The following is a 24,404-nucleotide window of genomic DNA, read 5'->3' on the forward strand; positions in this document are numbered from 1 at the left end:
ATGCGCGCGGTCCGGTTGGGAACTTCCTGGGGTGGGCTTTTGTCGGGCCCGTTGGCTTGGGCGGTCTCGACGCAACTGAACTACTCGCTGGTTCCCTGGCAATGCAATCACCAGGTGCCGGTCGTGCTTCCCTTAGCGTTGCTGCTGGCCTTGTTCTCGCTTCTGGGCGGTGCTCTGTCCTGGCAGGCAAAGCGGCAAGGCGGCGCTGCTTTCAAAGCAGAACGCACGCGCGGTACCGAGCATTTCGTCGCCGATCTCGGCATGCTGGCGGCTCTCCTGTTTGCACTGGTCATCATCATGCAGGGAAGCGCCGCACTTATCCTGGACGAGTGTCTGCGATGAACCTGGCCACTCTCTTCTCCACCTCGATCTGCTATGGCTCCGGCGCGCCCGAGGCCGGATGGACACTTGCGCTTCCCATCACGGCCCCGCTGACGGCCGTCGCGCTCATCTACATGGCCGGTGCGATGCGGCTGTGGCGCCGCAGCACTCGCGGCCGTCCGCTACGGATGCGTCAGGCGCTGCTGTTTGCCGCCGGCTGGAGCGTACTGACGGCAGCGTTGGTCAGTCCGATCCATGCTCTCGGCGAGCGGCTGTTTGTCGCGCACATGATCGAGCACGAGTTGCTGATGGCAGTGGCGGCGCCGTTGCTGGTCATCGCCTGCCCCGCCCCTGCTCTGCTGTGGGCATTTCCCGTAACGTTCCGGCGCGCCCTGGGCACGGTCGGGCATGGCAAATCGCTGCGAACGCTCTGGACCTTTGCGAGCCGGCCTGTCACCGCAACGATTGTTCACGGGATCGCGATATGGGTGTGGCACATTCCGGTCCTGTTTGAGGCAGCGCTCGAGCATGGCGTGCTGCATTATGCGCAACATGCGAGCTTCCTCGGCACCGGCCTGCTCTTCTGGTGGGCGTTGCTGCCGCGCCAAGGCCAACAGCAGGCCTATGGAAGTGCCGTGATGCATCTTTTCTTCACCTCCCTGCACACCGGCCTGCTCGGCGTCCTGCTTCTTCTATCGCCGAAGCTCTGGTACCCGGAGAATGCTGCCGGGGCGGCAGTGTGGAATTTAAGCCCGATCGAAGACCAGCAGCTTGCCGGGCTCGTTATGTGGGTCCCGGCCGGCCTTATCTATGGCGGGGCAGCGCTATTGCTGGCCGGCCTCTGGATAACGACGAGCGGAACCAGGAAGGTCGCGCATGCGCCCTGGCCCATCTAAATTGATCATCGCCGTGTGCATTCTGCTGGTCGTCGCGGGCGGCGCGCTCGCATTGTGGGCCGACCGAGCCCATCGGGTGCAGCAAGAGGCGGACGCCGCTACCGGCGGCGTCGGCGCACGTGCGGTACCGATCATGCTGGCGAATGGCTGCGCCGGCTGCCACACCATCACCGGTGTACCCGGTGCGGTAGGCCACGTCGGCCCGCGCTTAGACGCCAGTCTATCTGACAGGATCTATGTTGGCGGCGTGCTGGCTAACAATCCGGAGAACATGATCCGCTGGATACGATCAGCAAGGGACGTTAATCCGCACACCGCCATGCCCTCCACCGGCATCACCGAGCAGCAAGCGCGTGACATCGCCGCCTATCTCTATGCTTTGAGATAGACCGCCGCCTCGGCGGGATCACGGGCTGTGCCCAGGACCATAGCCGACGACCGGGGAACAAAGCTGCCCGATTATGGTTTGGACAGCAGCCGGCACAGTACAAATTCAAGTCCGCCGTGCTGCTGGGTCATAAGCCCCAGCCAAGAGCCCGCTTCCCCCTCCCTCAAGAGCGGGCTCTTTCCTTGTGGATCGGATGCGGAGCGATCAGGGGCGAGGACTGAGGCGACATGAAGCAACTTCTGTCAGATCTCGCCGCAATGGCCGAATCCGGCTTCTGGATCGCCTTGGGGCTTTTAGCCCTGCCTTACTCCGTGGGAGTAATCTTCCTGATCAAGACATGCCACTGCCTCTGATCGCCCAGCCTTCCGATCGTACGGGCTTTATTACCTGCCAGCGCAAGATGTGAGTGACCATCACGAACTGGGATCGTCGCCGAGACCATCCGCGCCGCTCGAACACCCATAAGGTTGCCGACCACGCGTTGGAGGAGTTGCTGGGGAAGCATGCATTGCCGCGGGAGGAGCCTTCCGCACTTGTATGTCGCCTTCGGTGGCCCTGAACGATGCGCGGAAGCGCGCGTTCACAGCATCGAACTGGCCGGTTGAGCATACCGCGACGTTGGTCGAAGAATCCGGATTGCGGCGAGCACATTTCTCCCCTTTTTCGGTCACATTTTATCGGGGCGGATCCCACTCACACCGATGCGGCAACCATCGAGTCCGAGGAGACACTGGACAAGTCGTTCTGTTGCTGGCGGCGAAACCAGTCCAGGGTGAGGCGCACACCCTCTTCAAGAGGTATTTGACAGGCCCAGCCGGGGATGATCCTCCGCGCTAGGGTTAAGTCCGGACAGCGGTTCGTCGGATCTTGGGGAATCGGATCAACATGCACGATTTTGGTGCCTGGCACCAAGCCAGCGACGTAACGGGCAACATCGACAACGGAAATCTCACGATCGTTTCCGATGTTCAGGGGACCAATATAACCATGCTCCTTCCCCCAGAAGAATTGTTCTAGGCCGTCCACGATATCGCTGACGTATCCCCAACTCCGCGACTGCAAGCCGTCGCCAAAAACGATTATAGGTTTGCCGAACAGCGCATTCGTGATGAAATTTGATACTGCACGTCCATCGTCAGGTCGTGTCCTAGGTCCGTAGACGTTGAACAATCTTGCAACTCGAATGTCGAGCCCGCTCAATCGGTTACTCTCAAAAAGCAGGGCCTCGGCGCAACGCTTACCTTCGTCATACGATGAACGCGGCCCGGTGCAATCAACGGAGCCCCTATAAGTTTCCGGTTGCGGCGTTACCAGCGGATCGCCGTAAACCTCAGACGTGGACGTGAAACAGAAGCGGCCCCCGGCGCGAAGAAGGGTCAGAAGCCGCATAGTTCCTATTACGTTGGCCGAGATGGTTCGTACCGGATCTTGCATATACCAGGGAGGCGAAGCAGGCGAGGCGAGATGATAGATCTCGTCAAAAAGGCTCCCCTGCTGAAAATCTTCAACAGCCACATCTATCACGACCAAGCGAGGGTCGGCGATATGATCCAGATTGGCACGCGTACCAGTCCAGAAATTGTCAACAGCAACAATTCGATTGATTTCTTGCCTTAACAACAGTCGATCAACCAGGTGGGATCCGATGAACCCGGCTGCTCCCGCGACAAGAACACTTTTCATTTCCGACCCAAAGCTTTGCAGCTTGCTCAGGAGCTATGAACGCTGACTCGTCAAGCCGTCTGAATTTCCAATGAGATGTCACTCCCTCCACGCAATGATGGTTCGCGCAACGCGCATCGCCCGAACAACCCTAATCCGCGCAAATAGTACCACCCCATTGGACAATGGCACATCTTAAGGACCCTGTCACCAGCGGTGCAGTGCATACACTACACTGTAAAAACGACAGATTTCTGTAGCCTGACTATCTTCGATGGGCATAACATCACCACAAGTTCAATGGGAAATGTATCCTCGACAAACCCAGCACAGGTGGGAGAGTAGCGGTAGAAACTCAGACGGCCCGGGCAGGTGTTCGTTCGCATCCGGATCGAACGTAAAGTCCGTGTGCGAGAAATGCCCTCCTTCTTATCGAACAACGGGGATATGTGGCGCGATCTCGCGCCCCCGGAGGATCTGGTCGAGCATTAAGGGCGGCTGCTTGCGCTCTCGAATGGTGAGGTTCGTGGAACGGCAGGCACCATCAAAAGTGCTGATTGCACTGCGCGGAAATGTAGGCCTCAATGGGGCTGTCAAGGGAGGCGGACGCCATCATCGTGTCAGATCGGACAGGCGCGCAATCAGCTGTCGTGACAATCATCGATCCGTCCCGCAAGCGAGGACTGTTCGAACCTTCCGAGCTTTGGCGATATCGGGAAGTTGTGTTCTTCCTGGCCTGGCGTGATTTCAAGGTCAAATACCGGCAGACTTATCTGGGCATCCTTTGGGCAATGCTGCAGCCGCTCGTTGCTATGTCGGTCTTCAGCATCTTCTTCGGCAAGCTCGCAGGCATTTCGTCCAACGGCGCGCCATACCCGCTATTTGTTCTGTGTGGGCTTGTGCCATGGAGTTTTTTTTCGCGAGCCGTCGCCAGCATGACGGGCAGCCTCGTCAGAAACCAGGAACTGGTGAAACGCGTCTATTTCCCGCGTCTGATCATTCCCATCTCCACGATGGCCTCATGCCTGACCGATATGCTCGTCGGCTTCGCTCTTTTGTTCGCCGCCATGCTGGCATTCGGAAACTGGCCGGCACCACAAGCAGTCTTCTTGCCGCTGTTCGTGCTCGTAATGGCTGCGTCAGCGACTGGAGTGGGCGTGGCATTGTCGGCGATCAACGTTCGCTTTCGCGATGTGGGCTATCTGTTGCCGTTCAGCCTTCAGATACTTCTGTTCATGACCCCGATCGTCTATCCAGCCAATCTCGTCCCTCAATTGTGGCGGCCGCTTTATAGTCTGAACCCAATGGTTGGGACAGTCGAGGCCATCCGCTGGAGCGTGCTGGGCACGCCTGCGGACTGGCTCATGATCTCGATATCAACGCTCTCCTCGCTAGCCCTTCTCGTTGCCGGACTGACTATCTTCTCAAAATCCGAACGCGCGTTTCCGGACCTGATCTGAGTGATGACCGACATCGTGATCCAGGCTGCCAATCTCTCCAAGGCGTATAGACTTGGTGTGGCGAACAACAGCTTCCCCACGCTGCGAGACGCGCTCGCCAGCAAAAGGCGGGGTCTTCGCGGGGAGGCCGATACAAGCCACCGCAAAGGTGCGGACGAGCCGTTCTGGGCGTTGAAAAACGTCTCCTTCGAGGTGCACGCAGGCGAAGTCCTTGCCGTGATCGGTCCCAACGGTGCAGGAAAGAGCACCATTCTCAAGATACTGGCGAAGATCGTGGAGCCGACTTCCGGCCGCGCGACGATACATGGACGGCTGGGAGCTTTGCTGGAGGTCGGCACGGGGTTCCATGCCGAACTGACCGGCCGTGAGAACATTTATCTCAACGGGGCCATACTCGGCATGCGGCGCATCGAGATCAATTCCAAGCTTGACGAGATCGTGGATTTCTCCGGGGTCGAGCCGTTTCTCGATACGCCTGTCAAACGATACTCAAGCGGCATGTACTTGCGTCTGGCCTTCGCGATTGCCGCCCACGTCAATCCCGACATTCTGGTGGTCGATGAGGTCTTGGCCGTCGGCGATGCCACGTTCCAGAAGAAATGCATCGCCAAGGCAGCGAGCATCGCCGGGACAGGCCGCACCGTGCTGATCGTCAGTCACCAGATGCCGGTTCTGCAGCGACTTTGCACCCGCGCAATCCTTATCGACGGCGGGACGATCCAGGCGGACGGTCCGACTCAGGACGTGGTCCGGGATTATCTCCAGACGCTTGAGGCCCGCGCAGGAACCGATCTGAGTGTGCGATCCACGCGCACCGGGCGCGGCCGCCTCCGTGTGGTCGGCATCGAAGTTTTCAATGAAATGGGTCCCGTCGCGTCCGGGCAGCCGGCAACTTTTCGGCTTCAGGTTGATGGGCCGCGCGAAACATTGCAGTGCCTTGTGACTATCATTGATGATCTGGGGGATCCTGTGACCTCCTTTGATAGCCGGGAGCATTCCCTGCATGACCGTCACGGCGAAGTCTACACGGTACATGTGGACAGCCTTATGCTGAGACCAGGGCGCTACAGGATTGACGTAGCGCTGGTGGCGGACGACAGGGTGGTCGAAGACCATGTCGAGACGGCCGCTGTGTTCGATGTCATGCCCGGTTTGCTCGACGATCGACCGGTCAGCGCCCAGCCTGGCTTTGGCAATGTCAGCTTCCCGCATCGATGGGTGGTCAGGAAGTGACGCCTGTTTTCACCTGGCCACGTGCGCAAGCTGTCGCCAAACCCTGCGCCGCTGCTTTGCTGTCCACATCATGATCTTCAGGGCAAGCCGTTCGGCTTTGCTTCCGATCGTTGCAGGCGTGACATAGGGCGCGCGTGCCAGCCGCAGCGCCAATTGGAGGCGGAAATCCCGCGTTCCACTTTCCATCATATGCTCCGCGATCCAGTCCAGAAAAGCGGCGCGGGCGGGGTGTTTCCCCATCCGATCGTAGAGCCCTCGCTGAGTGGCAATCGCCGAGGCCGAACAGGAATGCTGCCGGTAACGTGCGAGAGTTACAGGAGTGATAAAGGCTGGGAATCGCAGGAATAGCTTCGCCCACAGAGCCTGGTCTTCATAGAGCTCAAAGTGCTCCTCAAAGCCACCAACCGTGCTAATCGCGCTTCTCCGCAAGAGCACGGAACAGGTGCACGGCACGTGGCCGTCCTGCATCAGCAGCAGCCGACCCAAAAGCCGGGGAGGCTGATGTAAGCGTGCGGCAAGTCCATCCGTCGGCTCGACCCAGTCGGAGCGCGCTCCATCCGGGTACCACCATTTGGTCGGCCCGAAAATCATTGCGGCATCCGGGTTGGCATCGGCTGCCGCCAGGACCGTCTGCAGCATATGCGGCTCGTACAAATCATCTGCATCCAGGAAGGCAAGCAAATCGCCGCAGCTGGCCGCTATTCCGGCGTTTCTCGCTGCCGCGGCGCCACGCTTGGATCCGGGAGGCCTGCGCAGCACCTTAATTCGAGGATCGATTGCCGCGGCATCATTGGCGATCCTGATACTGTCGTCCGTCGAATTGTCGTCAACCAGCAAGAGCTCCCAATCTGCAATCGTCTGGGCCCGGACGCTGGCGATCGCTTCACCCAGATTTGACGCCGCATTGAGGAAGGGGGTTATGATCGTCACCCGCGGCACGGAAGTCATCGCTGCAGCCGTCTTACGATGCTTCGCTTGCTCGTCTTCCAGGTTTCGCGCGCGAGCACTTTCCAGATTGCGGAACGAATGCGGAAGGAGGCGCCCTGATCCGCCATCACCCCATTCAGCCATCTGAGAAACGTGATACGCGCGGCTTCGTCAGCGCCTGCCCTGGCAGAAGCGGCAGAGCAGCTTTCGACGTGCTGGCGGTATCTCGCCCAGGTCTGGCCGGACACGTAGACGGGCGCGAATGCGAGCGCCTTCGCAAAGAAGGTCTGGTCTTCGAACATCAGGCGGAAGCTGTTCTCGAATCCCCCGAGCGTTGCCAACAAACTTGAACGCATCAGGGCGTTGCAAGTTGTCGGCGTCTGGGCTTGGTTCTGCAGCAGCAGTTCCAGCAGCACGGGCGGATCGTATCGGGCGTTCGGTTCGACTCCGAGCGGGTAATAGTAGTCCGCACGACCAGCAAGCTTTGCCCAGCTATGCCAGATCAACGTCCGGCCGTAGATTAGACCGAGCGTCGGATCGTTTTCCATGATGGAGACTTGTTCGGACAGCTTTTCGGGCAGCCATGTATCGTCTGCATCGAGAAACGCGACATAGGCGCCCCGCGCCTCGGCCAGCCCGCGGTTGCGCGACGCGCTAATACCATGATTGCCCTTGTCGGGATGGGAGAGTAGTCGCACCTTGCCTGGCAAGCGCTGCGCATAGTCGCGCACGATGACAGATGACCGGTCCGTCGAGCCATCGTCGACGACGAGGAGTTCCCAGTCGGTGAAGCTTTGACCTACAACGCTGTCAATAGCTTCTCGGAGATATTTCTCGCCGTTGAACACGACGATGATTCCCGTGACGCGCGGTTCTCGGCATGCATGGTCAGCCATGGCAAAGGACCGAGCGCCGGAACTCTATCTCACCCCAATCAGCGACCGTGACCCGCGGCAGTCGGAAAGGGTCGACCCTGAGCCCAGCTTCACGCGGCAGGGTGGTTACTGCATAGTCCATGCCAGCAGATCTTACCGCTTCGGCGGTGCTGTCGTCGAAGTCTCCGAAGGGGTATGCGAATCCCGCCACCCTCCGCCCTGTAATCTCTTCGCATTGTTGGCGGCTAGCAGAGATCTCGCGTTCAAGACTGTCCCGTTTCAGCAACGGCAGGGATGGATGCGTGCAGGTGTGGGCACCGATCGAAACGCCATCGGTGTCGGCGAGATGCCGCAGCTCCGAATGAGTCATGGCGCGGTCACGCCTTCGGGGGCTGGCGTCGGTTCCTGCCCATCTTGCCAGCTGCTGCAGCGCCCTCCTCCGTTCGTGAACTCTCAACGGCTTCAGCAGTGCGTGCAAGCCGAAATGGAGCGCCGTGCGGCTGATGACGAGATTCGATTTCGCGCGCGTGGCGTCCTCCGTCACGAGCCAATCATAGTTTCGGCCTGCGATCTGGATCGCGAGCCTCTCCGGGAGAGCAGGCGTTTCCAAAGTGATGCGCGACAGAATATCCCACCAGAACACTGAGGGGTCGCTGAGCGCGTGGGTAGTGACGAAGACGGTCACAGGAGCGTTCATGCGTAGCATGACCGGCACGGCATTTTGCACGACATCCGCATAACCGTCGTCAAAGGTAACTGCCGCGGCATTTCTCGCTGGCTTTCCGTCCCGAAGCCGTTGTGCCAGCCATTGCAGGGGAACAATATCGCGCGCCTTTGTCAGGATTTCGATTTGGCGTGCGAAATTTTGTGGCGAGACCGAGAGTTCCCAAGGATCGACGCGTGGTTCTCCGACGCGATGATACATCAGCACGAGCGGCCGGTTGTAACCGGCAAGCAATCGGCCCCGTCGCAGGAGCTTGCTAAGAGCTTCACGCACTGTCACGCCGCTCGTCGCCTGAAAGCGCGCGCGGCGACAATCACCGGGCAACATGGGTCATGCACATCGAGCATTGCCGAATTCAGCTCATGCTCCGCCAAGCCATAGAGAAACCCGGTAGCCGAATAGGCGTTTCCATAGTGGCGGACTTCGACATTCTCCACCCCGAACCTGTCTGAGAGAAGCCGGCCCAGCGCCGCCGGGGTTATCGACCAGAACCAGCTCTCGCCCCATTCTCCTCGGTCAATCGGGCTTACCCAAGGGACCGTGACCAGAAGCACGCCTCCCGGTTTCAGCATCCGCCATAGGGTTGCAACCGCGACAGGCATGTTGAAAAGGAGGTGCAGGGTCTGGGTGAGCACGATGCAGTCAAATGTCTCGAGCGGCAGGTCGTCGCCGTTGGCCAGATCGCCAACGAAGGTCGTCAGCGGGTGGCCTTCATATCGGTTTAGAACGTCGCTCCTGGCAACTCGACTGCCTCCGAAGCGGGTCGTATAGGCGTTGTCCCCGATCTCCAGAACCCTGCCGGATATGTTCAGCGAACATGATGCGAGGAAAGTCTCGACATAGCGGCGGTCCACTGGCTTGCCGCGATCAAAACCGAAATTTGTACTGAAGGGCAGCGGGCGGCTGAGGTCACCGAACCGGACGCCCGATCGGCGCCGACTTGACCAGCCCTTGAAACGCTGCCGCAGCATCATGGTGGTCTGCAATGGCGCTGCGAGCGAAACGGCAATGGTGTTCAGGAGCTGACCGCCGAGCGAAGAACGGGATCGAACCGCTGTACTAAGCTGTCCCAGTTGCATGTGCGCATAATAGCGTTTCCAATTTTCGACGCCCTGATGGTAGGCGGCCGTCCAGTCTGGATTGGTCCGCGCAAGATTCCTCTGCCGGCCAAGGACTTTGAGCGCCGCGCGCAACATCATCGGATTGCTGTTGGACATATTCGTTGCGTGCCTGCGGTAATCTGCGAGACACTCCGGGGTGCATGCGGCCTTGTTTGCCCGAGACAGGCGAAGGTAGACGTCGTAGTCCTCGCAAGCCCGCAGGGATCGGTCAAATCCGCCAGCGGCATCCAATGTGCTACGCCGATAGAGCACTGTCGCATGCATTCCAATCAGGTTGCCGGTCAAGAATCCGGCATACGGGTCCTCTCCCACCGGCCTCAGCGGAACTGAATTCCTGACTGCGCCGGCCTCATCGATGTAGCAATAGGCTCCATAGACCAAGGCGCAATCCGGACTGTCATGGAACAAAGCAAGATTGGTAGCGAGCGCCGTCGGGCGCAGCCTGTCATCGGCATCCAGGAACGCGATGAATTCGCCACGTGCTGCCTTCATTCCCGTATTGCGGGCAGCGGCTAAACCCTGGTTTTCTTGGCGGATGTAGTGGACGTCGACATACCGGCGAACAACATTTTCGGGATTGTCGAACGAACCATCGTCCACAACGATGATCTCATCGGGCCGCACGCTCTGGTTCCGGACACTGTCGATCGCTTCCGCGAGAAATCGAGCATGGTTATAGGTCGTAATGACAACCGAGACACAGGCTGGGGCGGGTCTGGCGGTCATCTTTCGCCCACTTGGCTCTGCGCAGTCGGGTAGCCGGCAAAGGTTAGCCATGCGACTGAGCGCCGACATGCCTCCTCGAAGCCGACCACCGGCTGGTATCCGAGCTCGCGCTCGGCCTTGGCCGACGGGAGTTTCACCCGACACCGGTGCAACAGCGCACGTTCTTCAGATACCTTGATCTTTGGAGCCATAGGTGGCCTCTGATCGAGCCCTGATTTCCGCCACTCGGCATAGCCTACCTTTAGTCCGCTACGAACGGGTCTCGGGAGGCTTCGGACAAGCCGCCGGTAAAGGTCGCCATCTCTCAGCCATTGTGTCCAGTTCGGCGCGAATGACAATGGCGCGGAAACCGAAATCGCAGCCAGGTCGAAGCCCAATGCCTCGGCGATCGGGCGGCAAAGATCTGCCCAACTTATCCTTTCGCGGTCCCCGACCAGATAGGTTCGCCCAGCCGCCTCGGGCACTTCGATGGCAAGCTTGATCGCATGAACGACATTGTCGACATAAGCGCTGTTGCAGATGCCATGGCCGCCATCCACCAGATAGGCAGAGCCGTCGAGGAGATCGTTGGCGAAGCCCCCCGTCCAGCTGGAGCGCGGGCCAAAGACAATTCCGGGCCGCAGCACCACCACCTGGACTGCACCGTCCCGTGACAATTCCCCGAGACGACGTTCAGCACGAACCTTGGCATTGTTGTACTCGACCGTCTGGCCGTCGTGCAGCGCGCTCGTTTCGTCCGTTCCGGGCGGCGGCGATTGGCCATGAACGGATGCGCTGCTGAGGTAGACCAGGCGAACGACGCCCGCAGCGGCGGCGGCACGATAGACAGGCTCGACGGCATCGACGATCGTGCGACTATCACCGGCAACTGCATGAACAACGGACTGACAGCCAAGAAGGGCCGCAGTAAGAGCCGGAACGTCATGCGCGTCCGCCACCCTTCCATCGATCGCAAAGCGGGACAGGCTGGCGAAAGCACTTGGCCTGCGAACGATCGGCCTCACCTCAGCCCAGCCGGAAAGATGCAGCAACTCCACTGTCCGGCAACCTATGAAGCCGTTGGCGCCAAGCACGGCAACAGTGCCGGTCATTGTCTGGTCTCGGCGGAAGCAATGACGTGGCGAAAGTCTTCTGCTCCGAGCCAAGGCATGTCCAGCCGTTTCCGTCTGGCATAGCATTCCTCGATTCGCTTGAGCACGTTGCGCCCCGCTGTGGCTGACCCGGAAAGGAGGGTTCCATTTCGGACCGTGTCGACCAAGTCCGAAATCTGATCGCAGAACGCGTCGACGAAATCGCGCGACCGGTCGTCGGTGTCGGTGAAGGAGGCGGTGGCTGCCGTGCGGCATCCTTTCAAGGCGATCTCTACAAGCTCAGTCTCATTGACTGCCCAAGAAATCGAGCCACGTTCGCCCTCAAGACGGTAAAGGTTGGGACGAGCCCAATCACGGCTCAGCCGGACCGTTGCCTCGAAGCCGCCAAAACCTAACCGGACAAGGCAGTTCGCCTCGACGCCGCCCATTGCGTCATCGGCGTAGTGGATTTCATGGGGCTCTCCGAACCACCAGGTCAGGAGGTCAAGGCAATGCGTGCCTATGTCCTGAAGCACGCCACCGCCGGATTCCGCGCGGCTGAAATAGCTCGTCGAAGCGACAGGCCACTGGAAAGGGCCACCCTCAAAACAACAGACACCTTGAATTTTTCCGATCAATCCGCCCTCGACCATGGCCTTTATCGATCGGGTGGCAGGGAACTGCCTTCTGACGAGGCCTGTTGCCACATGCAGATTGTTGGCTGCCGCTACCGCGAGGATAAGGTCCGCGTCGGAGCTGCTCGTGGCCATCGGCTTCTCGCATAGAACATGCATGCCGGCCCGCAACGCCTGCATCGACTGATCAAGATGGTATCGAGGCGGGGAAGCGATGATCGCCACATCGGCGCCCACAGCCAGAAGGCCGTCGAAACTGGCTGCAACCTTCGCTCCGGGCAGCCGCGCCTGTACGACCGCGGCGGATTTCGCTTCGGGATCAAAGATGGCTGCGACTGCGATCTGGCCTCTGCCTTGAAGGCGCGACAGCGCTTCCGCATAGTAGAGCTTCGTGACGGCGCCACATCCGGCCAAAACGAGACGGACAGGCTCACCTTGCCGCAGCCGTGCCGGCTGCCGTTGCACAGTTTCAATTTGGGCGGACAATCTCGCCTCCCTGCTTCGCAACGAGCCGCAGCATACGTCCAATTGTCTTGAGCGACGGATCGAGGTGGAAGGCTTCACTCATTTGCGCGAGGCATCCAGCCCAATCACCAGAGCCAAGCAGTCGCCGTCCGGTTTCGAGAGCGCTTTGCGAATAAGTCCGCCGAGCCGATGCGGCGACATCGTCCGCGAGTTCGCTTGGAAGATAGCTCTTGAAAATATCAATCGCCATTCGCGTGTAGGCCATGTCCGCGGCATTCCGGATATGGCGCCCTGTGTTCGATTGCGGGTGCATCCGATAAAGCGCAAGGGCTTGCGGTTCGTACCAGACAGGAAAACGAGAAGCGATGCGTATCCACATCTCCCAGTCTTCGCTGCATTTCAGCCGCCGGTCGAAGCCGCCGAGTTCTTCGTAGACCGCGCGTCGGACCGCGATGGACGGCGTCATGATGCGCTGTTCGAGCGCCAATCGGACCACCGCATTCTCAAGCCTTCCGGAGATTGACTGCATTGCAGGTTCGATCGACAACTGCTGTCCGTGGGCGTCCATGAAGACCGTCCGGCAGAACGCCGCTCCTACTCTCGGATCCGCATCGAAACCCCGACCGAGCAATTCGTAAAATTCTGGTCGGACGGCATCGTCGCCGTGCAGGAGATGGACAAGTTCCCCCTGGGCTCGGCTCAGACAGGTATGGAAGTTGCCGATGTGGCCGAGGTTTTGCGGCTGGCGGAAAAAGCCGACACGCCTTCCCCCGATTTCGTTCACGACTTTTTCCGGATCGTCGGACGAACAATCGTCAACCACTTCGATCTGCATATGAGCCGGGTCAGGGGCTTGCGCGAGCACGCTTTGCAGCGTTGAGGCAAGAAAGCGGGCGCTATTATAGACGGGGATCATCACCGACCACTTCGGACGAACAGCCGCCTGTGGCAATGACGGGACCGGATCGCGATTCTCGAAGTTGCGGAAAGCCGTCATCTCCCGAGCACCGAGGATTTCAGCAGGAGCAGTGCCAACCGCGCGATATCGCGTTTCGGCACGTTGTTTCCGCCAGTGCCGCTTCGCAGCAATCGTAGGAAGCACGATCTGGCCGACGGCAAGTCACCTCCGTTCAGATACTGCTTCGACCATTCGTAAAAGTAGCGGGAACAGCCGCCACGGGCAAACTGTGCCCCACGGGCATCCATGACATTCGCCATTCGCCGGTAGAATCCCTCGATCGCATCAAGCCTGAGCGGGCTTGGCAGCGCCGATACAAGCCCACCCGGGTGCAGACGATAGATACCCGCCACCTCGTCGACAAAGGCGAGGTCTGCTGTCTTTGCGCAATGCACATACAGCGGCCAATCAGTAATCGGAAAGAAATCTGCATACCAAGACGGTACATCCCGAACGCACGCGGTTCGCATCATACCGCCGCAAGTGGCGAAGGGATTGCCTTCCCAAATTTCCCTTTGTGTGATTAAGGGCTTCTGATCCCGTGGCGTCCACCGCCGCGACGTGATCTCGTCGCCGTGCGCCACGAGCGCATTGTAAAATATGGCCGAGAGCTCAGGATGCGCGTCAAGATGGGCCACCTGATCTCGCAGCTTGGTCTTGGATGTCCACAGGTCGTCGCCATCAAGGATCGAGACATAGCGCCCGCGCGCAACCCGGAGTCCTCTCGCAACGACCTCGTTGGATCTCAAATTGCTGCCAGAATAGATCGCCGATAGTCTTTCGGGATAATCGGATACATACCGCTCCACGATCTCCCGGGTACCGTCCGTCGAAAAATCTTCGCTGATCAGGATCTCGACACCGGATTCCGTATCTTGCATGAGAACGCTGTCGATCGCTGCCGCTACGTAGCGAGCGTGATTGTAGGTGACAATGAGCACGGTCACACTGACCGTCGGTTCATTCACTGTCCGCTCAAAAGTGCATTCTGCCGTCTGAGCCAAATTGCGGCCCGACGACATCTGCTCTTCCGACAGCAGCAGCTTCTTCATTCCAAGCCTCTAAGGAGAAACGGGCTGTCTGAGCCGCTGCCCTCTTGGGGCATTGCAAAGGTTCCTCGTTCGGGATGCTGCGCCAAATAGCCTCCGCAGGGTCCAAGTTTGCTGTCCATTGCAGCCAGATTGTTGAGCAAGGCACGGTAATCGGTATTCTCGCCGCGATCGAAAAGCTCATCGACAGCGTAGTCCCAGAACGGTTTCCCGATCCCCGAGCTGCGGCCTTCGCGTTCCAGTTTGGTTCCTTGTTTCGCCTTGCGCCGGAAAATGGCAAGCGTCGCACCGACGACTTTCGCGAACTGCGAGGGCGATCGCCAGAGCACTCTGGCGAAGTTCATGCCGACGGCAGCAAAGCGGCGCCTTTTAAGCCCGAGCCTGGCGATCTCGACATCGTTACGGAACATCACATCCGATAGGATCGGGCTCACCATCTCGCTGCAGCGAGCAAAGAGGCTCTCGAGCACCATCCGACGCGAGATGAGCATTCGGACGAAATCTTGCGACATGGCTCCTGGCGTTCGGCGGTATCCGACCAAGTGCTCCTTGACGACATCGAATCGGTATTTCGAGGCGATACTCAATTGGAGGAAGAAGTCCTCACAACCCTCCGCACCGTTTTCGCGCAGTCGCGAGGAATAGCCACCCATTTCGAGTAAGACATCGCGCCGGAACATTGCCGAACTTCCGTGACCGATAAAGTTCTGTCCGAGATGCTGCATGAATACCCATCCGTGCGGGTGCATGCGCTTAGGCGTAATGATCGCCTTATCATCGGCATCAATCGTCCGGTAAAGCGTATAGACAAGCCCAACATCATTGCCTGCTGCAGCGAAAACACGCAGCTGCTTTTCGAGTTTGGTTGGGTGCCAGAGATCGTCGGCGTCTATAGGTGCTATATAGATACCCTTGCTTGCACGTATCCCCGTATTCCGCGCCGACGCGACGCCACTGTTCTTCTGTTGGAGCAGCTTGATACGCGGGTCGTCATTGGATAGTCGGCGGACGATTGATGCAGTTTCATCAGTCGAACCGTCATCAACGACTATTATTTCGATGTTTCTGTAGGTCTGGTTTATCACCGACGCCAAGGTGCGTTCGATAAATTGTTCTGCGTTGTAGGCAGGGATAATGACAGCCACAAATGCGTGAGTAGGACATTGTGAGTTGCTCGTAGAACAACTCCCCTTGGTGCGGCCACTTCCCTTCACTGTCACCCGGCCTCTGAGCCCTGCATGTACTGCTAAACGGCCGCTGTCCGGCTCACTAACATTTGGGGCCACGCACACTGGACGGCCCTCGCGCGGCCTTCTTAGGTGGCCGATCCATTCTCCTTGTGCGACAGCCCATAGCGTATTTTCCTTTCGCCCCTGGCGGACTTGGTGTTCGAAAACTCACGCAATAGCCACGCCGCCCCCTGCCTAAGTGACCCGAAATGATCTCGCCCGTGCGTAGAGCTGCACACGCAGAGTGGCGGATCCGAGAGTATCTGCCGTTCCTGCAATCTATGCTCCTGGATGGCGAGTAGATAGATCGTCAAAAGCGGTACCCGTTAAGGACAATTCGCGACCGTTTCGGGATGCCCCGAGAATAAACGGTCTCTTTGCTGAGCGCGTTCACGAATGTCACGAGCTGACTGAATCGCACCCAAGGCTGCGGAAATTCGCGTTCCATCTGGAGTTCGCCCCTGGGACCGGACAAATTGAACAGCAGAATTGACTTGGAAGCCGGGCTTTCGAAGGATGGAAGCGATGGTGACTTATCGCACGCACAGCATCGAGTTCAAACGTCAAGTAGTGCAGGAGTTCCTCTCTGGCGAGACGCTGCATGGTCTCGCCAGGCGGCACGAACTGCCGCGTAAACCTGATCCGCATCTGGGTCCTGAATTACGAGGCCGGCTCCTTCGACGAGACGTGGCGGCGGCTGACACGATGCAGACGTATGAGCGCGGATCGCAGCCTTGGAGCGGCTGGTAGGCCGACAAGCCTTGGATCGAGTTTCCAAAGGGCTCTGAAAAGCGTGCCACGTCCCAGAGGCGGGACTACATCTGCCTTCGGCGGCAGGACCTCGCCGTATATGTCACGACCTTTGCCGGGAAGAATGCTTGCGAATCGCTGCTGAGATCGCCGCCAGGCCACCCCGCAGTTCGTCCTCAAGAGGATAGAGGAAGCCGATACGCATGTGGTTGCGCGGCATCTCGAACCAGTGGCCCGGACCGACATAGGTGCCATAGCTTTCCAGCAGGTCGGCGTAAAAGTCGTCGAAATCGAATCCCGGACCATGACGGAAACGGGGGAAGCAGACCACGCCGCCCTGGGGCTCGACCCATTCGATCAGCTCGTCGCTCTCAATCCAATCGCGCATGATGGCAAGGCGTCCGGCCAGCACTGGCGCCTGCGCGGCGAGGAAGGCGTCGCGGCCTTCCAGGATGCGGGCGCCGATCCACTCGTCGACGACGCTGCCGCAGATGCCGATCTGCTCCTTCGCCGCCAGGAAGCGCTCCATCAAGTGCACGTCGCGCGTCATGATCCAGCCCACGCGGATGCCCGGCGCGCCGTAAGCCTTGGACAGCGAAGCCACACTGATCGCGGCGGGGCTGAGCGAGGCGGCGGGGGGCAGCATCTCGCCATGGGTCAGGTCGCGGTAGGTTTCGTCCACCAGTAGCCTGCATCCCGCCTTTTCGACCAAGGCGATCAGCGCATCAAGTTGAGGGCGGCCGATCATCGTACCGGTCGGGTTATGCGGGCAGGTGATGCTGACATAGCGGGTGTTCGGGCGCAGCGCGCTCGCGACGGCATCGATGTCGAGGCCGAACCGATTGTCGAAATTGAGGTCGATAAAAGTGATGCCGCAGCCGATGGCGCGCGGCGTCTCGATATTAGTGGCATAGTTCGGCCGCACCACGACAAGATGGTCGTCGCGCGATAGAAGCGTGGTGGCGATGATGAACAGCGCGCCGGCCGCGCCGGCGGCCACCAAAACGTCGTTGGGACCGAGGCCCTTGCCCTGCGCGGCTACCAACGCCCGAAGCTCAGGGTCGCCGCGATGCTCACCATAGGGCAGCAGCAGGTCAGGGACGGAGAGATGGAAATCGGACAGCTTACGGTCTCGTACGGAGCTTTCCGACAGGTTGAAGCGAATGCGGTCATAGCCGTATTCCTCCGGTGATTCCTTCTCGATCACCATGCGTGCGTAGTCCATGCTTTCCCCCGTCAGGCTGCCAGCCGGGCGACGGCCAAAACGGCCTGGTCGACCTCGTCTGCTGTGGTGTAATGCGATAGGCCGAGCCGAGCGACTCCGCCTTGCTCGCGCAGACCGAGCAGGCCGGAGGCTTCATAAGCGTAGAAATCGCCGGCCCAGCCGAAGATGTTTTCGCCCGCCAGCGCGGCTGCGATCTCCTGCGGCGACCTCTTGGCCAGCCGGAAGCTGAAGGTGGGCACACGGGCGTCCAGCCGGTTGCGGCTGGCGATGCCGCAGAGCTTGAAACCGGGAATGCCGGCAACACCCGCCAGGAACCGGTCCATCAGTCCGGCTTCGTAGTCGGTCGCCGCCTCCAATCCCGCCACGATGCGCTGGCGCAGCGGCGCGGCAACGTCGACGCCGGCGCACTGCTCGCCGAGCCAAGCGATGTGCTCGATCGCCGCCTGCGTGCCGGCCTGCGCCTCGAAGGAGGGAGTGCCGGGGGTGTGGCGCCACGGCATGTCGAAGGAGGCGGGCCGCACCTTGAGCGGCGTGAGCCGGTCGCGCAGCTCCGGCCGTATATACATGACCCCGGCGTGCGGACCGAAGAACTTGTAGGCAGAGCATGCGAGCAGGTCGCAGCCGATCGCCGACACGTCGAGGGCCAAATGCGGCGCCGACTGCACGGCATCGACCATGGTGACGGCGCCGGCAGCTTTACCAGCAGCCACGATACGGGCAACGTCGTTGACGGTGCCGAAGATGTTGCTCGCGTGATTGCAGGCAATCAGACGCGTGCGTGGGCCGATCAGTTCGTCCAGCATGTCGTAGCGATATTCGAAGGTTTCAGTATCGAACTCGAGCCAGCGGACGGTGACGCCACGTTCCTCGGCTGCGATGATCCACGGGCCGACATTGCCATCATGGTCCATGCGGGTAAGCACGATCTCGTCGCCCGGTTTCCAGTCGCGTGCCACCATGCGCGAAAAATGGAAGATCAGCGAGGTGCTGTTGAGGCCGAAGACGATCTCGTCCGGCTGTGCGCCGAGCAAGGCGGCCGCCGCTGCATGCGCTCCCACCAAGATGCGGTCGCTATCACGCGAGGTGTGGAAGGCACCGCCCTCGTTGGCGCAGCTTCGCAGCATCACCTCGCTCATGCGCTCGACCACGCGTGCCGGTACTTGCGAGCCGCCCGGCGCGTCGAGATAGATACGTGGCTTGCCGTCGTCGGTGATCGCCAGCGCCGGGAAGGCCCCGCGCACCGCCTCGATGTCCCATCGTCCAGTCGTCATGGAATTCCCTTTCAGGTCGGTCGCACCGCCGCGATCGCGGCCGTCAGTTCGTCGTAGTCGAAATTCCCGCCGCACAGCACGATCGCATTGACTTGGCCGCGGTACCGTTCCGGGTGCTTCATCAGCCCTGCCAGCGCTAGGCCGGCTGCACCCTCGACCAATAGATGCTCTTCGATCGCGAGACGGGCGAGCGCGCCGGCGATCTCGGCTTCGGAACAGATGACCACATCGTCGACGACCGACCGGGCGAGGCCGAGCGTGACTGAATCCTCATCCATGCCGCCGGCGACGCCGTCGGCCAACGTCGGCAAGTGCTCGACATCGATCACCTTGCCCGCTTCCATCGACGCTGCCAGCGCCATGCTGTTGGCGGCCGCGCAGCCGATGATCCGCGTGCGCGGACTGAAGGCCTTCATCACGGCGCCGATGCCGCCGATCAACCCGCCGCCGCCCATGGCGATGAAGACATTGTCGATATGCGAATGCTCTTCCAGCAGTTCGAGCCCGATCGTGCCCTGGCCAGCAACAACATCGGGATCGTTGTACGGAGATACGTAGACGAGTCCCTTCTCCTCGCCCAGGCGGCGCGCGTGCGCCTCGGACTGGCCGCTTTCGTCGCCATGCAGGATCACGTCGACGCCAAAGGACCGTATGCGCGCCAGTTTGGCCTTCGTGACATTGTGCGGAAGCACGACCGACAATTTTCGGAACAGGCGCGACGCCGCGAAGCTGGAGGCTATGCCGTGGTTGCCGGACGAGGCGGTGACGAACGGCCGGCCCCCGGTCGCATCGTCCATCGCGGTCAGCTTCGAGAAGGCGCCTCGCGCCTTGAAGGAGTTGGTGAACTGGAAATTTTCGCATTTGAACAAAACGGTGCTACCGATCGCGTCGCCGACGGCGGACGCGCCCAGCAGCGACGTCTTCGCGATATGACCGCGGATGCGGGCATGCGCCCGCACGGAACGCGCGGCAGCGGCGGCGATGTCACCTTCGTTCGACATGGTTCTGTCCTGGGTCAAGAGTTTGCGGCTGTGCCGGCGCTCGCGAGGATGGCGCTGGCGATTGCCGCGTCCTCTGCGCCGAGGCCGGTCAGGTCGGCGATGCTGATGTCGCCAGGCTTGCGCGTCAATGAGCCAGTCCGCAGCGATACGCCGATCTCACCGATCCGCTCTGGCTCGACGAGGCCGGCCGCGATGGCATGAGCGAACTCGCCATGGTCGATGCTCTGCAGGGCCGAATCGGCGAGCAACGTGTCGGCGCGCGCGACCAACGTATTCTCCAATTCCTGTTTGCCGGGCGCATCGGCTCCGACGGCTGTAATGTGCGTGCCGGGCGCGATCCATTCAGCGCGCACCAGCGGCGCGGTCGCGGGCGTCGTGGTGACAATCACTTGTGAATCGGAACAAAGGCCGGCGAGCGAGCCGACTGGCGATACCTGGAGGCCAAGGTCGGCCACGTCGGCGGCGAAGCGTCCCGCCGCCGCTGGGGAGCGGCCCCATACCGCGACCGAAAGCGGCTCGCCGTGAGCCAGCGCTCGCAGCGCGCGTAACTGCATGCGTGCCTGGGTTCCGGTGCCGACGATGCCGAGGCGCGTCGCGCCCTTGGGCCAGCACAGCCGGGTCGCCAGCGCGCCGGCATAGCCAGTGCGCCAGTCGGTCAGCATGCCTTGGTCGAACAGCAGCGCTACCGGTTCGCCTGTCGTGGCCGACAGCGCCACCATCATGCCGTTGCCGCTTGGAAGGCCCTTGGTCGGATTGTCGTAGAACCCAGTCGCGACTTTGACGACGAAGATCGACGCGCCCGATACATGGGCGCATTTCACATGGCAATCGCCGTTCGCCGCCGCGAATCCCATGTGGACGACGGGCGGCTGCTGGACTGCCCCGGCGCTGTAGGCGACGAGGCTTTCGCGAACGGCCGCAATACCGGCGGCGTGGTCGAGCCGCCGCAGGATCTCCGCTCGGTCGAGGATGAGCGGCATGTTTGCGGCTGGCCTAGCCATGGTCGTTCCGTTCAGGCCGCCGAGCGGGCAAGGCCGCGCAGGAAGAGCTGCACACGTTCCAACCCGCCTTCCAGGACATGCGCCGGCGCGCCGATGCCGACGCGGAAATAGCCGTCCATGCCGTAGACGTCGCCCGGCGCGACAAGCACGCCCTGCTCGTCCTTGACGCGATGCGCCAGCTCGGTCGAATTTATCGGCAAGTGATAGCGCACGAATGCCATGCCGCCTGCCTGCGGCGGCGCCAGCGAGACCAGCCCCTCGTTGGCGCGGACCCAGCGCACCATCATGTCGACATTGCGTGACAGGAGGTCCCGGCTGCGGTCGAGGATCGCCTTGCGGCGCGCCGGCTGCAACACCATCGACGCGACCAGTTCGCTGACCGCGCCGGTAGTGATGGAGGTATAGTCCTTGCGCTGCCAGGAGGCATAGATCTCGGCAGCGGGGCCGACCAGCCAGCCGATGCGCAGGCCCGGCATCGCCATCGCCTTCGACAAGCCGCTGGTGACGATGGCTTTCTCATAAAGGTCGACGCTGCTCGGCGGCTCGAGGGTACCGTATTCGGCTCCCTTGTAGACCTCGTCCGTATGTAGCCAGATGCCGTTGGTGCGTGCGATGGCCACAATTTCCCCGAGCAGGTCCGCCGGCACCACGCGTCCGGTCGGATTGTTGGGCGTGCAGAGCGTGATGACCTTGGTGCGGGGCGAAATCGCCGCGCGGATGTCGGCCGGATCGGGCAGCCAGCCCAGTTCCTCGCGCAGCGGCACATCACGTACCACCGCGCCGAGCGCCTTCGCCCATCCCCTGATCTGCAGGTAGTTGGGGACGACGACGATGATCTCGTCGCCCGGCTCCAGCAGCGTCATCGCCATCAGAAAATTGGCTTCGGCCGAGCCGTTGGTGACCATCACCTCGTCGACCGTACGATTCTTGTATGTGGCCGCGATCGCCTCGCGAAGGACGACGGCACCGTTCGTCCAGCCGTAACCGAGTTCGGCGGCAAGCACCTTTTCGCGTTCCTCCGGGCTCAGCAGTTCGTTGAGCGAATAGGGGTGTACCCCGCTATCGGAGAGGTTGTACTCGACGATGTTCTCGTAGAGCGACTGGATGCGTTCGAGGGTGAATTCTTCGATCTGCATGTGTGTACGATTCCTCTTCTTCAGGAAGCCGCGCGGGCCGGTGAGGTCGCGTTGGCCAGGATGCCTAGCACAGTTCTGTGCAACTCAGGTGTGGCGCTGGCCACGACGGAACGGCGGCCGGAACGGATCGTCAGCTCGCCGCCCTGCCAGTCGGTCATGACGCCACCGGCGTTACGCACGATCGGGATCAGCGCGCAATAATCGAAGGCGTCCAGCCCCCCGTCCACATTGATGTCCAGCGCGCCGTCGGCGACGCGGCCATAGGCATGGCAACCGCCGCCATAGACGCTCCAGCGCACCTGGCGGCGCAGCCTCTTGTAGGCGGCCGTATCCTTGTCGTCGAAGGATTCCGGGTTGCCGTTGCCGACAAGGGCCTCGCTAAGGTCCTGGCAGGCGCGCGTGCGTACGGGCTTGCCGTTGAGGGTGGTCGGCGAACCGTCGGCGCCCAGCCAGCGCTCGTTGGTGACGGGATTGTCGATGACCCCGAGCATGGGAACGCCGTTGCGGGCCAGCGCGATCAGCGTGCCGAAGGTCGGAATGCCGGTGATGAAGGCTTTGGTGCCGTCGATCGGATCGATGACCCAGACCCATTCCGCGTCGAGGCCGACGGACCCAAATTCCTCGCCGAGGATGCCGTGGTCGGGATACGCCTCCTGGATGCGCGCGCGCAGCCTCTCCTCGACCTCCCGGTCTACCGCGGTGACAGGGCTTGCATCGCCCTTGGAAACGAAGCCGTGTTGCTCGCTGAGCGCTTCCTGGATTGTCGCCCGGCTGACGTCTGCCAGCGAACCGGCGAAAGCCGTAAAGGTCTTGGGGTCAGATGCCGGCATTGTCGGCTCCCTCTATGAGTGGGGTTGCGGGTTCGTCCAGAGGACGCGTGTGTCGTGAAAGCCTGTATTCGAGGGCGCGCAACGCCGTGGTGAGCACGTAGGTAATGGTGAGGTAGATAAGCGCCGCGGTGATGAAGAGCTCATAGGGCGCGAAGGTGCGGGCGACGATCGTGTTGGCGGCGCCGGTCAGCTCCATGACGGTGATGGTCGAGGCGAGTGATGTGGATTTCAGCATGCTGACCACCTCGTTGCCGTAAGCCGGCAGGGCGATGCGGAAGGCGCCCGGCAGGATGATCGTGCGGTAGGTCAACGCCGTCGACATGCCGCAGGCACGCGCCGCCTCGATCTCACCGGCTGGCACCGCCTCGATGGCGCCGCGCAGGATGTAGGCGGTGTAGGCGGCCGTGTTCAGGCTGAAGGTCAGAATGGCGCACACCCAGGCCTGGCGCAGATATGGCCACAGAAAGCTGTCGCGAACGACCTCGAGCTGGGCGAGACCGTAATAGACAAGGAAGATCTGGACCAGGAGCGGCGTGCCGCGGAAGAAGTAGATGTACCAGTGCAGCAGGAGGCGCACCGGCGCCGGGCCGCTGACGCGCAGGATGGCGACGGGAAGTGCCACCGCCATGCCGCAGAAGAGTGAGGCGACGAGCAGTTCGATCGTCGTGACGGTGGCCGACAGCAGCGCCGGCAGGCTCTCGACCATAAGCTCGAAGTTCATCGCGCCAGCTTCCTCTCGCCGCGCGTCGCACGCCGTTCCAGCGCGTCGACAATCGAGGTGTTCAGTATGGTGAGCAGGAGGTAGATCAGCGCCGCGGCGAGGTAGAAGCGGAAGGGTTCGCCATTGACCTGCGTCGCCATGGTGGAGATGCGCATCAGCTCCTCCAGCCCGACGATGGAGATAAGCGACGTGTCCTTGATGAGCGAGATCCAGTTGTTGCCGAGGCCGGGCAGCGCGTAGCGCCACATCAGCGGCAGGCGGATGTGGATGAAGCTGGTCGCGGCCGACATGCCGAAGGCATCTGCCGCCTCGATCTCGCCCTTGGGAATGGCGAGATAGGCGCCGCGCAGCACCTCGGCCGCGTAGCCGCCGAAGACCAGGCTGAGCGCGAAGACGCCGGCCGGCATCGCCGGCACTTCGAGAAAGCGGATGCTGGGGTCAATCATCTTCGCCAAGCCGGTCAGGGCCACCGTGCCGCCGAAATAGGCGATGAGGATGATGAGGAGTTCGGGCGTGCCGCGCACGACCAGAGTGAAGCCCCGGCCGATGGCGCGCAGCACACAGTTCGAGGAGAGCTGTGCCAGCGCGCCGAGAATGCCCCAAACGAGGCCGACCGCCAGCGACAGCAGCGCGACCTCGACGGTGGTCATGAGCCCGCGCGCGACCTCCAAACCCCATCCCTGGAAAATGTCCATCTGCCGCTCCTGCGGTGGCAAGAAGAAAGACGCCG

Annotated in this window: 25 protein-coding genes; 7 read left to right on the forward strand and 18 right to left on the reverse strand. The window is 61.1% G+C overall.

Annotated elements, in window-relative coordinates:
* The 4 genes from FJ428_RS06435 (at position 1) to FJ428_RS30865 (ending at position 1,958) form a co-directional block, all read left to right on the forward strand.
* Positions 1-342 carry a hypothetical protein gene (locus FJ428_RS06435; protein ID WP_140500656.1) on the forward strand — a complete coding sequence of 114 codons (342 nt, stop codon included), beginning with the start codon at positions 1-3 and terminating at the stop codon, positions 340-342.
* Complete coding sequence (locus tag FJ428_RS06440; protein ID WP_140559931.1) at positions 339-1,217, forward strand: cytochrome c oxidase assembly protein; 879 nt, start codon at positions 339-341, stop codon at positions 1,215-1,217. Before FJ428_RS06435 ends, FJ428_RS06440 begins: the two co-directional genes overlap by 4 nt.
* A gap of 1 nt (position 1,218) precedes the next feature.
* Positions 1,219-1,605, forward strand: a complete 387-nt coding sequence (locus FJ428_RS06445; protein WP_224519045.1) for a c-type cytochrome — start codon at positions 1,219-1,221, stop codon at positions 1,603-1,605.
* Positions 1,606-1,832: 227 nt separating this feature from the next.
* Complete coding sequence (locus FJ428_RS30865) at positions 1,833-1,958, forward strand: hypothetical protein (RefSeq protein WP_263490097.1); 126 nt, start codon at positions 1,833-1,835, stop codon at positions 1,956-1,958.
* Positions 1,959-2,298: 340 nt separating this feature from the next.
* Here the strand turns inward: FJ428_RS30865 and FJ428_RS06450 are convergent, their stop codons facing one another.
* Positions 2,299-3,288, reverse strand: coding sequence for an NAD-dependent epimerase/dehydratase family protein (locus FJ428_RS06450; protein ID WP_140558719.1), 990 nt, complete (start codon positions 3,286-3,288; stop codon positions 2,299-2,301).
* A gap of 563 nt (positions 3,289-3,851) precedes the next feature.
* Here FJ428_RS06450 and FJ428_RS06455 point away from each other — a divergent pair.
* Both FJ428_RS06455 and FJ428_RS06460 read left to right on the forward strand, forming a co-directional pair.
* Entirely contained in the window at positions 3,852-4,727 is an 876-nt protein-coding gene (locus tag FJ428_RS06455) for an ABC transporter permease (protein WP_140559933.1), read from the forward strand.
* 3 nt (positions 4,728-4,730) lie between these two features.
* A complete protein-coding gene (locus tag FJ428_RS06460) occupies positions 4,731-5,960 on the forward strand; it encodes an ABC transporter ATP-binding protein (RefSeq protein ID WP_140559934.1) in 1,230 nt (409 codons plus the stop codon).
* A gap of 9 nt (positions 5,961-5,969) precedes the next feature.
* Here FJ428_RS06460 and FJ428_RS06465 read toward each other — a convergent pair whose 3' ends face one another.
* Genes FJ428_RS06465 through FJ428_RS06505 form a run of 9 tightly spaced genes read right to left on the reverse strand, consistent with a single transcriptional unit; the run spans position 5,970 to position 15,655 of the window.
* Positions 5,970-6,908, reverse strand: a complete 939-nt coding sequence (locus FJ428_RS06465; protein ID WP_181165252.1) for a glycosyltransferase — start codon at positions 6,906-6,908, stop codon at positions 5,970-5,972.
* Positions 6,905-7,783 (reverse strand): glycosyltransferase, encoded by an 879-nt coding sequence (locus FJ428_RS06470; RefSeq protein ID WP_140879094.1) that lies wholly within the window; start codon positions 7,781-7,783, stop codon positions 6,905-6,907. Before FJ428_RS06470 ends, FJ428_RS06465 begins: the two co-directional genes overlap by 4 nt.
* Positions 7,776-8,765, reverse strand: coding sequence for a polysaccharide deacetylase family protein (locus FJ428_RS06475; RefSeq protein ID WP_181167227.1), 990 nt, complete (start codon positions 8,763-8,765; stop codon positions 7,776-7,778). Before FJ428_RS06475 ends, FJ428_RS06470 begins: the two co-directional genes overlap by 8 nt.
* Entirely contained in the window at positions 8,762-10,333 is a 1,572-nt protein-coding gene (locus FJ428_RS06480; RefSeq protein WP_140879096.1) for a glycosyltransferase, read from the reverse strand. The genes FJ428_RS06475 and FJ428_RS06480 overlap by 4 nt, the downstream gene beginning before the upstream one ends.
* Positions 10,330-11,511, reverse strand: a complete 1,182-nt coding sequence (locus FJ428_RS06485) for an NAD-dependent epimerase/dehydratase family protein (protein ID WP_318012487.1) — start codon at positions 11,509-11,511, stop codon at positions 10,330-10,332. The genes FJ428_RS06480 and FJ428_RS06485 overlap by 4 nt, the downstream gene beginning before the upstream one ends.
* Entirely contained in the window at positions 11,421-12,524 is a 1,104-nt protein-coding gene (locus FJ428_RS06490; protein ID WP_181167229.1) for a Gfo/Idh/MocA family oxidoreductase, read from the reverse strand. The genes FJ428_RS06485 and FJ428_RS06490 overlap by 91 nt, the downstream gene beginning before the upstream one ends.
* Entirely contained in the window at positions 12,508-13,500 is a 993-nt protein-coding gene (locus FJ428_RS06495; RefSeq protein WP_140879097.1) for a glycosyltransferase, read from the reverse strand. Before FJ428_RS06495 ends, FJ428_RS06490 begins: the two co-directional genes overlap by 17 nt.
* Complete coding sequence (locus FJ428_RS06500; RefSeq protein ID WP_140521285.1) at positions 13,497-14,513, reverse strand: glycosyltransferase family 2 protein; 1,017 nt, start codon at positions 14,511-14,513, stop codon at positions 13,497-13,499. Before FJ428_RS06500 ends, FJ428_RS06495 begins: the two co-directional genes overlap by 4 nt.
* Entirely contained in the window at positions 14,510-15,655 is a 1,146-nt protein-coding gene (locus FJ428_RS06505; RefSeq protein WP_181165248.1) for a glycosyltransferase family A protein, read from the reverse strand. The genes FJ428_RS06500 and FJ428_RS06505 overlap by 4 nt, the downstream gene beginning before the upstream one ends.
* Before the next feature lie 609 nt (positions 15,656-16,264).
* Between FJ428_RS06505 and FJ428_RS30600 the strand changes: the two genes are divergently transcribed.
* Complete coding sequence (locus FJ428_RS30600; protein ID WP_224519046.1) at positions 16,265-16,489, forward strand: hypothetical protein; 225 nt, start codon at positions 16,265-16,267, stop codon at positions 16,487-16,489.
* A gap of 103 nt (positions 16,490-16,592) precedes the next feature.
* Here the strand turns inward: FJ428_RS30600 and FJ428_RS06515 are convergent, their stop codons facing one another.
* The 8 genes from FJ428_RS06515 to FJ428_RS06550 are packed head-to-tail and all read right to left on the reverse strand — an operon-like array spanning position 16,593 to position 24,369.
* Positions 16,593-17,699 carry an aminotransferase class I/II-fold pyridoxal phosphate-dependent enzyme gene (locus FJ428_RS06515; protein ID WP_224519047.1) on the reverse strand — a complete coding sequence of 369 codons (1,107 nt, stop codon included), beginning with the start codon at positions 17,697-17,699 and terminating at the stop codon, positions 16,593-16,595.
* Positions 17,700-17,725: 26 nt separating this feature from the next.
* Complete coding sequence (locus tag FJ428_RS06520; RefSeq protein ID WP_140879099.1) at positions 17,726-18,985, reverse strand: cysteine desulfurase-like protein; 1,260 nt, start codon at positions 18,983-18,985, stop codon at positions 17,726-17,728.
* A gap of 11 nt (positions 18,986-18,996) precedes the next feature.
* Entirely contained in the window at positions 18,997-19,986 is a 990-nt protein-coding gene (locus tag FJ428_RS06525; RefSeq protein ID WP_140521281.1) for a pyridoxal-phosphate dependent enzyme, read from the reverse strand.
* 14 nt (positions 19,987-20,000) lie between these two features.
* Positions 20,001-20,987, reverse strand: coding sequence for an ornithine cyclodeaminase family protein (locus tag FJ428_RS06530; protein WP_140521280.1), 987 nt, complete (start codon positions 20,985-20,987; stop codon positions 20,001-20,003).
* 11 nt (positions 20,988-20,998) lie between these two features.
* Positions 20,999-22,123 (reverse strand): aminotransferase class I/II-fold pyridoxal phosphate-dependent enzyme, encoded by a 1,125-nt coding sequence (locus FJ428_RS06535; RefSeq protein WP_140521279.1) that lies wholly within the window; start codon positions 22,121-22,123, stop codon positions 20,999-21,001.
* A gap of 20 nt (positions 22,124-22,143) precedes the next feature.
* A complete protein-coding gene (gene hisN / locus FJ428_RS06540) occupies positions 22,144-22,953 on the reverse strand; it encodes a histidinol-phosphatase (RefSeq protein WP_140500676.1) in 810 nt (269 codons plus the stop codon).
* Positions 22,940-23,674, reverse strand: a complete 735-nt coding sequence (locus FJ428_RS06545; protein ID WP_140500677.1) for an ABC transporter permease — start codon at positions 23,672-23,674, stop codon at positions 22,940-22,942. Before FJ428_RS06545 ends, hisN begins: the two co-directional genes overlap by 14 nt.
* Positions 23,671-24,369, reverse strand: coding sequence for an ABC transporter permease subunit (locus tag FJ428_RS06550; protein ID WP_140500678.1), 699 nt, complete (start codon positions 24,367-24,369; stop codon positions 23,671-23,673). Before FJ428_RS06550 ends, FJ428_RS06545 begins: the two co-directional genes overlap by 4 nt.
* Between the last annotated feature and the right edge of the window lie 35 nt (positions 24,370-24,404).

It is taken from the genome of Mesorhizobium sp. B2-8-1 (genome assembly GCF_006440955.1).
GTDB lineage: Bacteria > Pseudomonadota > Alphaproteobacteria > Rhizobiales > Rhizobiaceae > Mesorhizobium.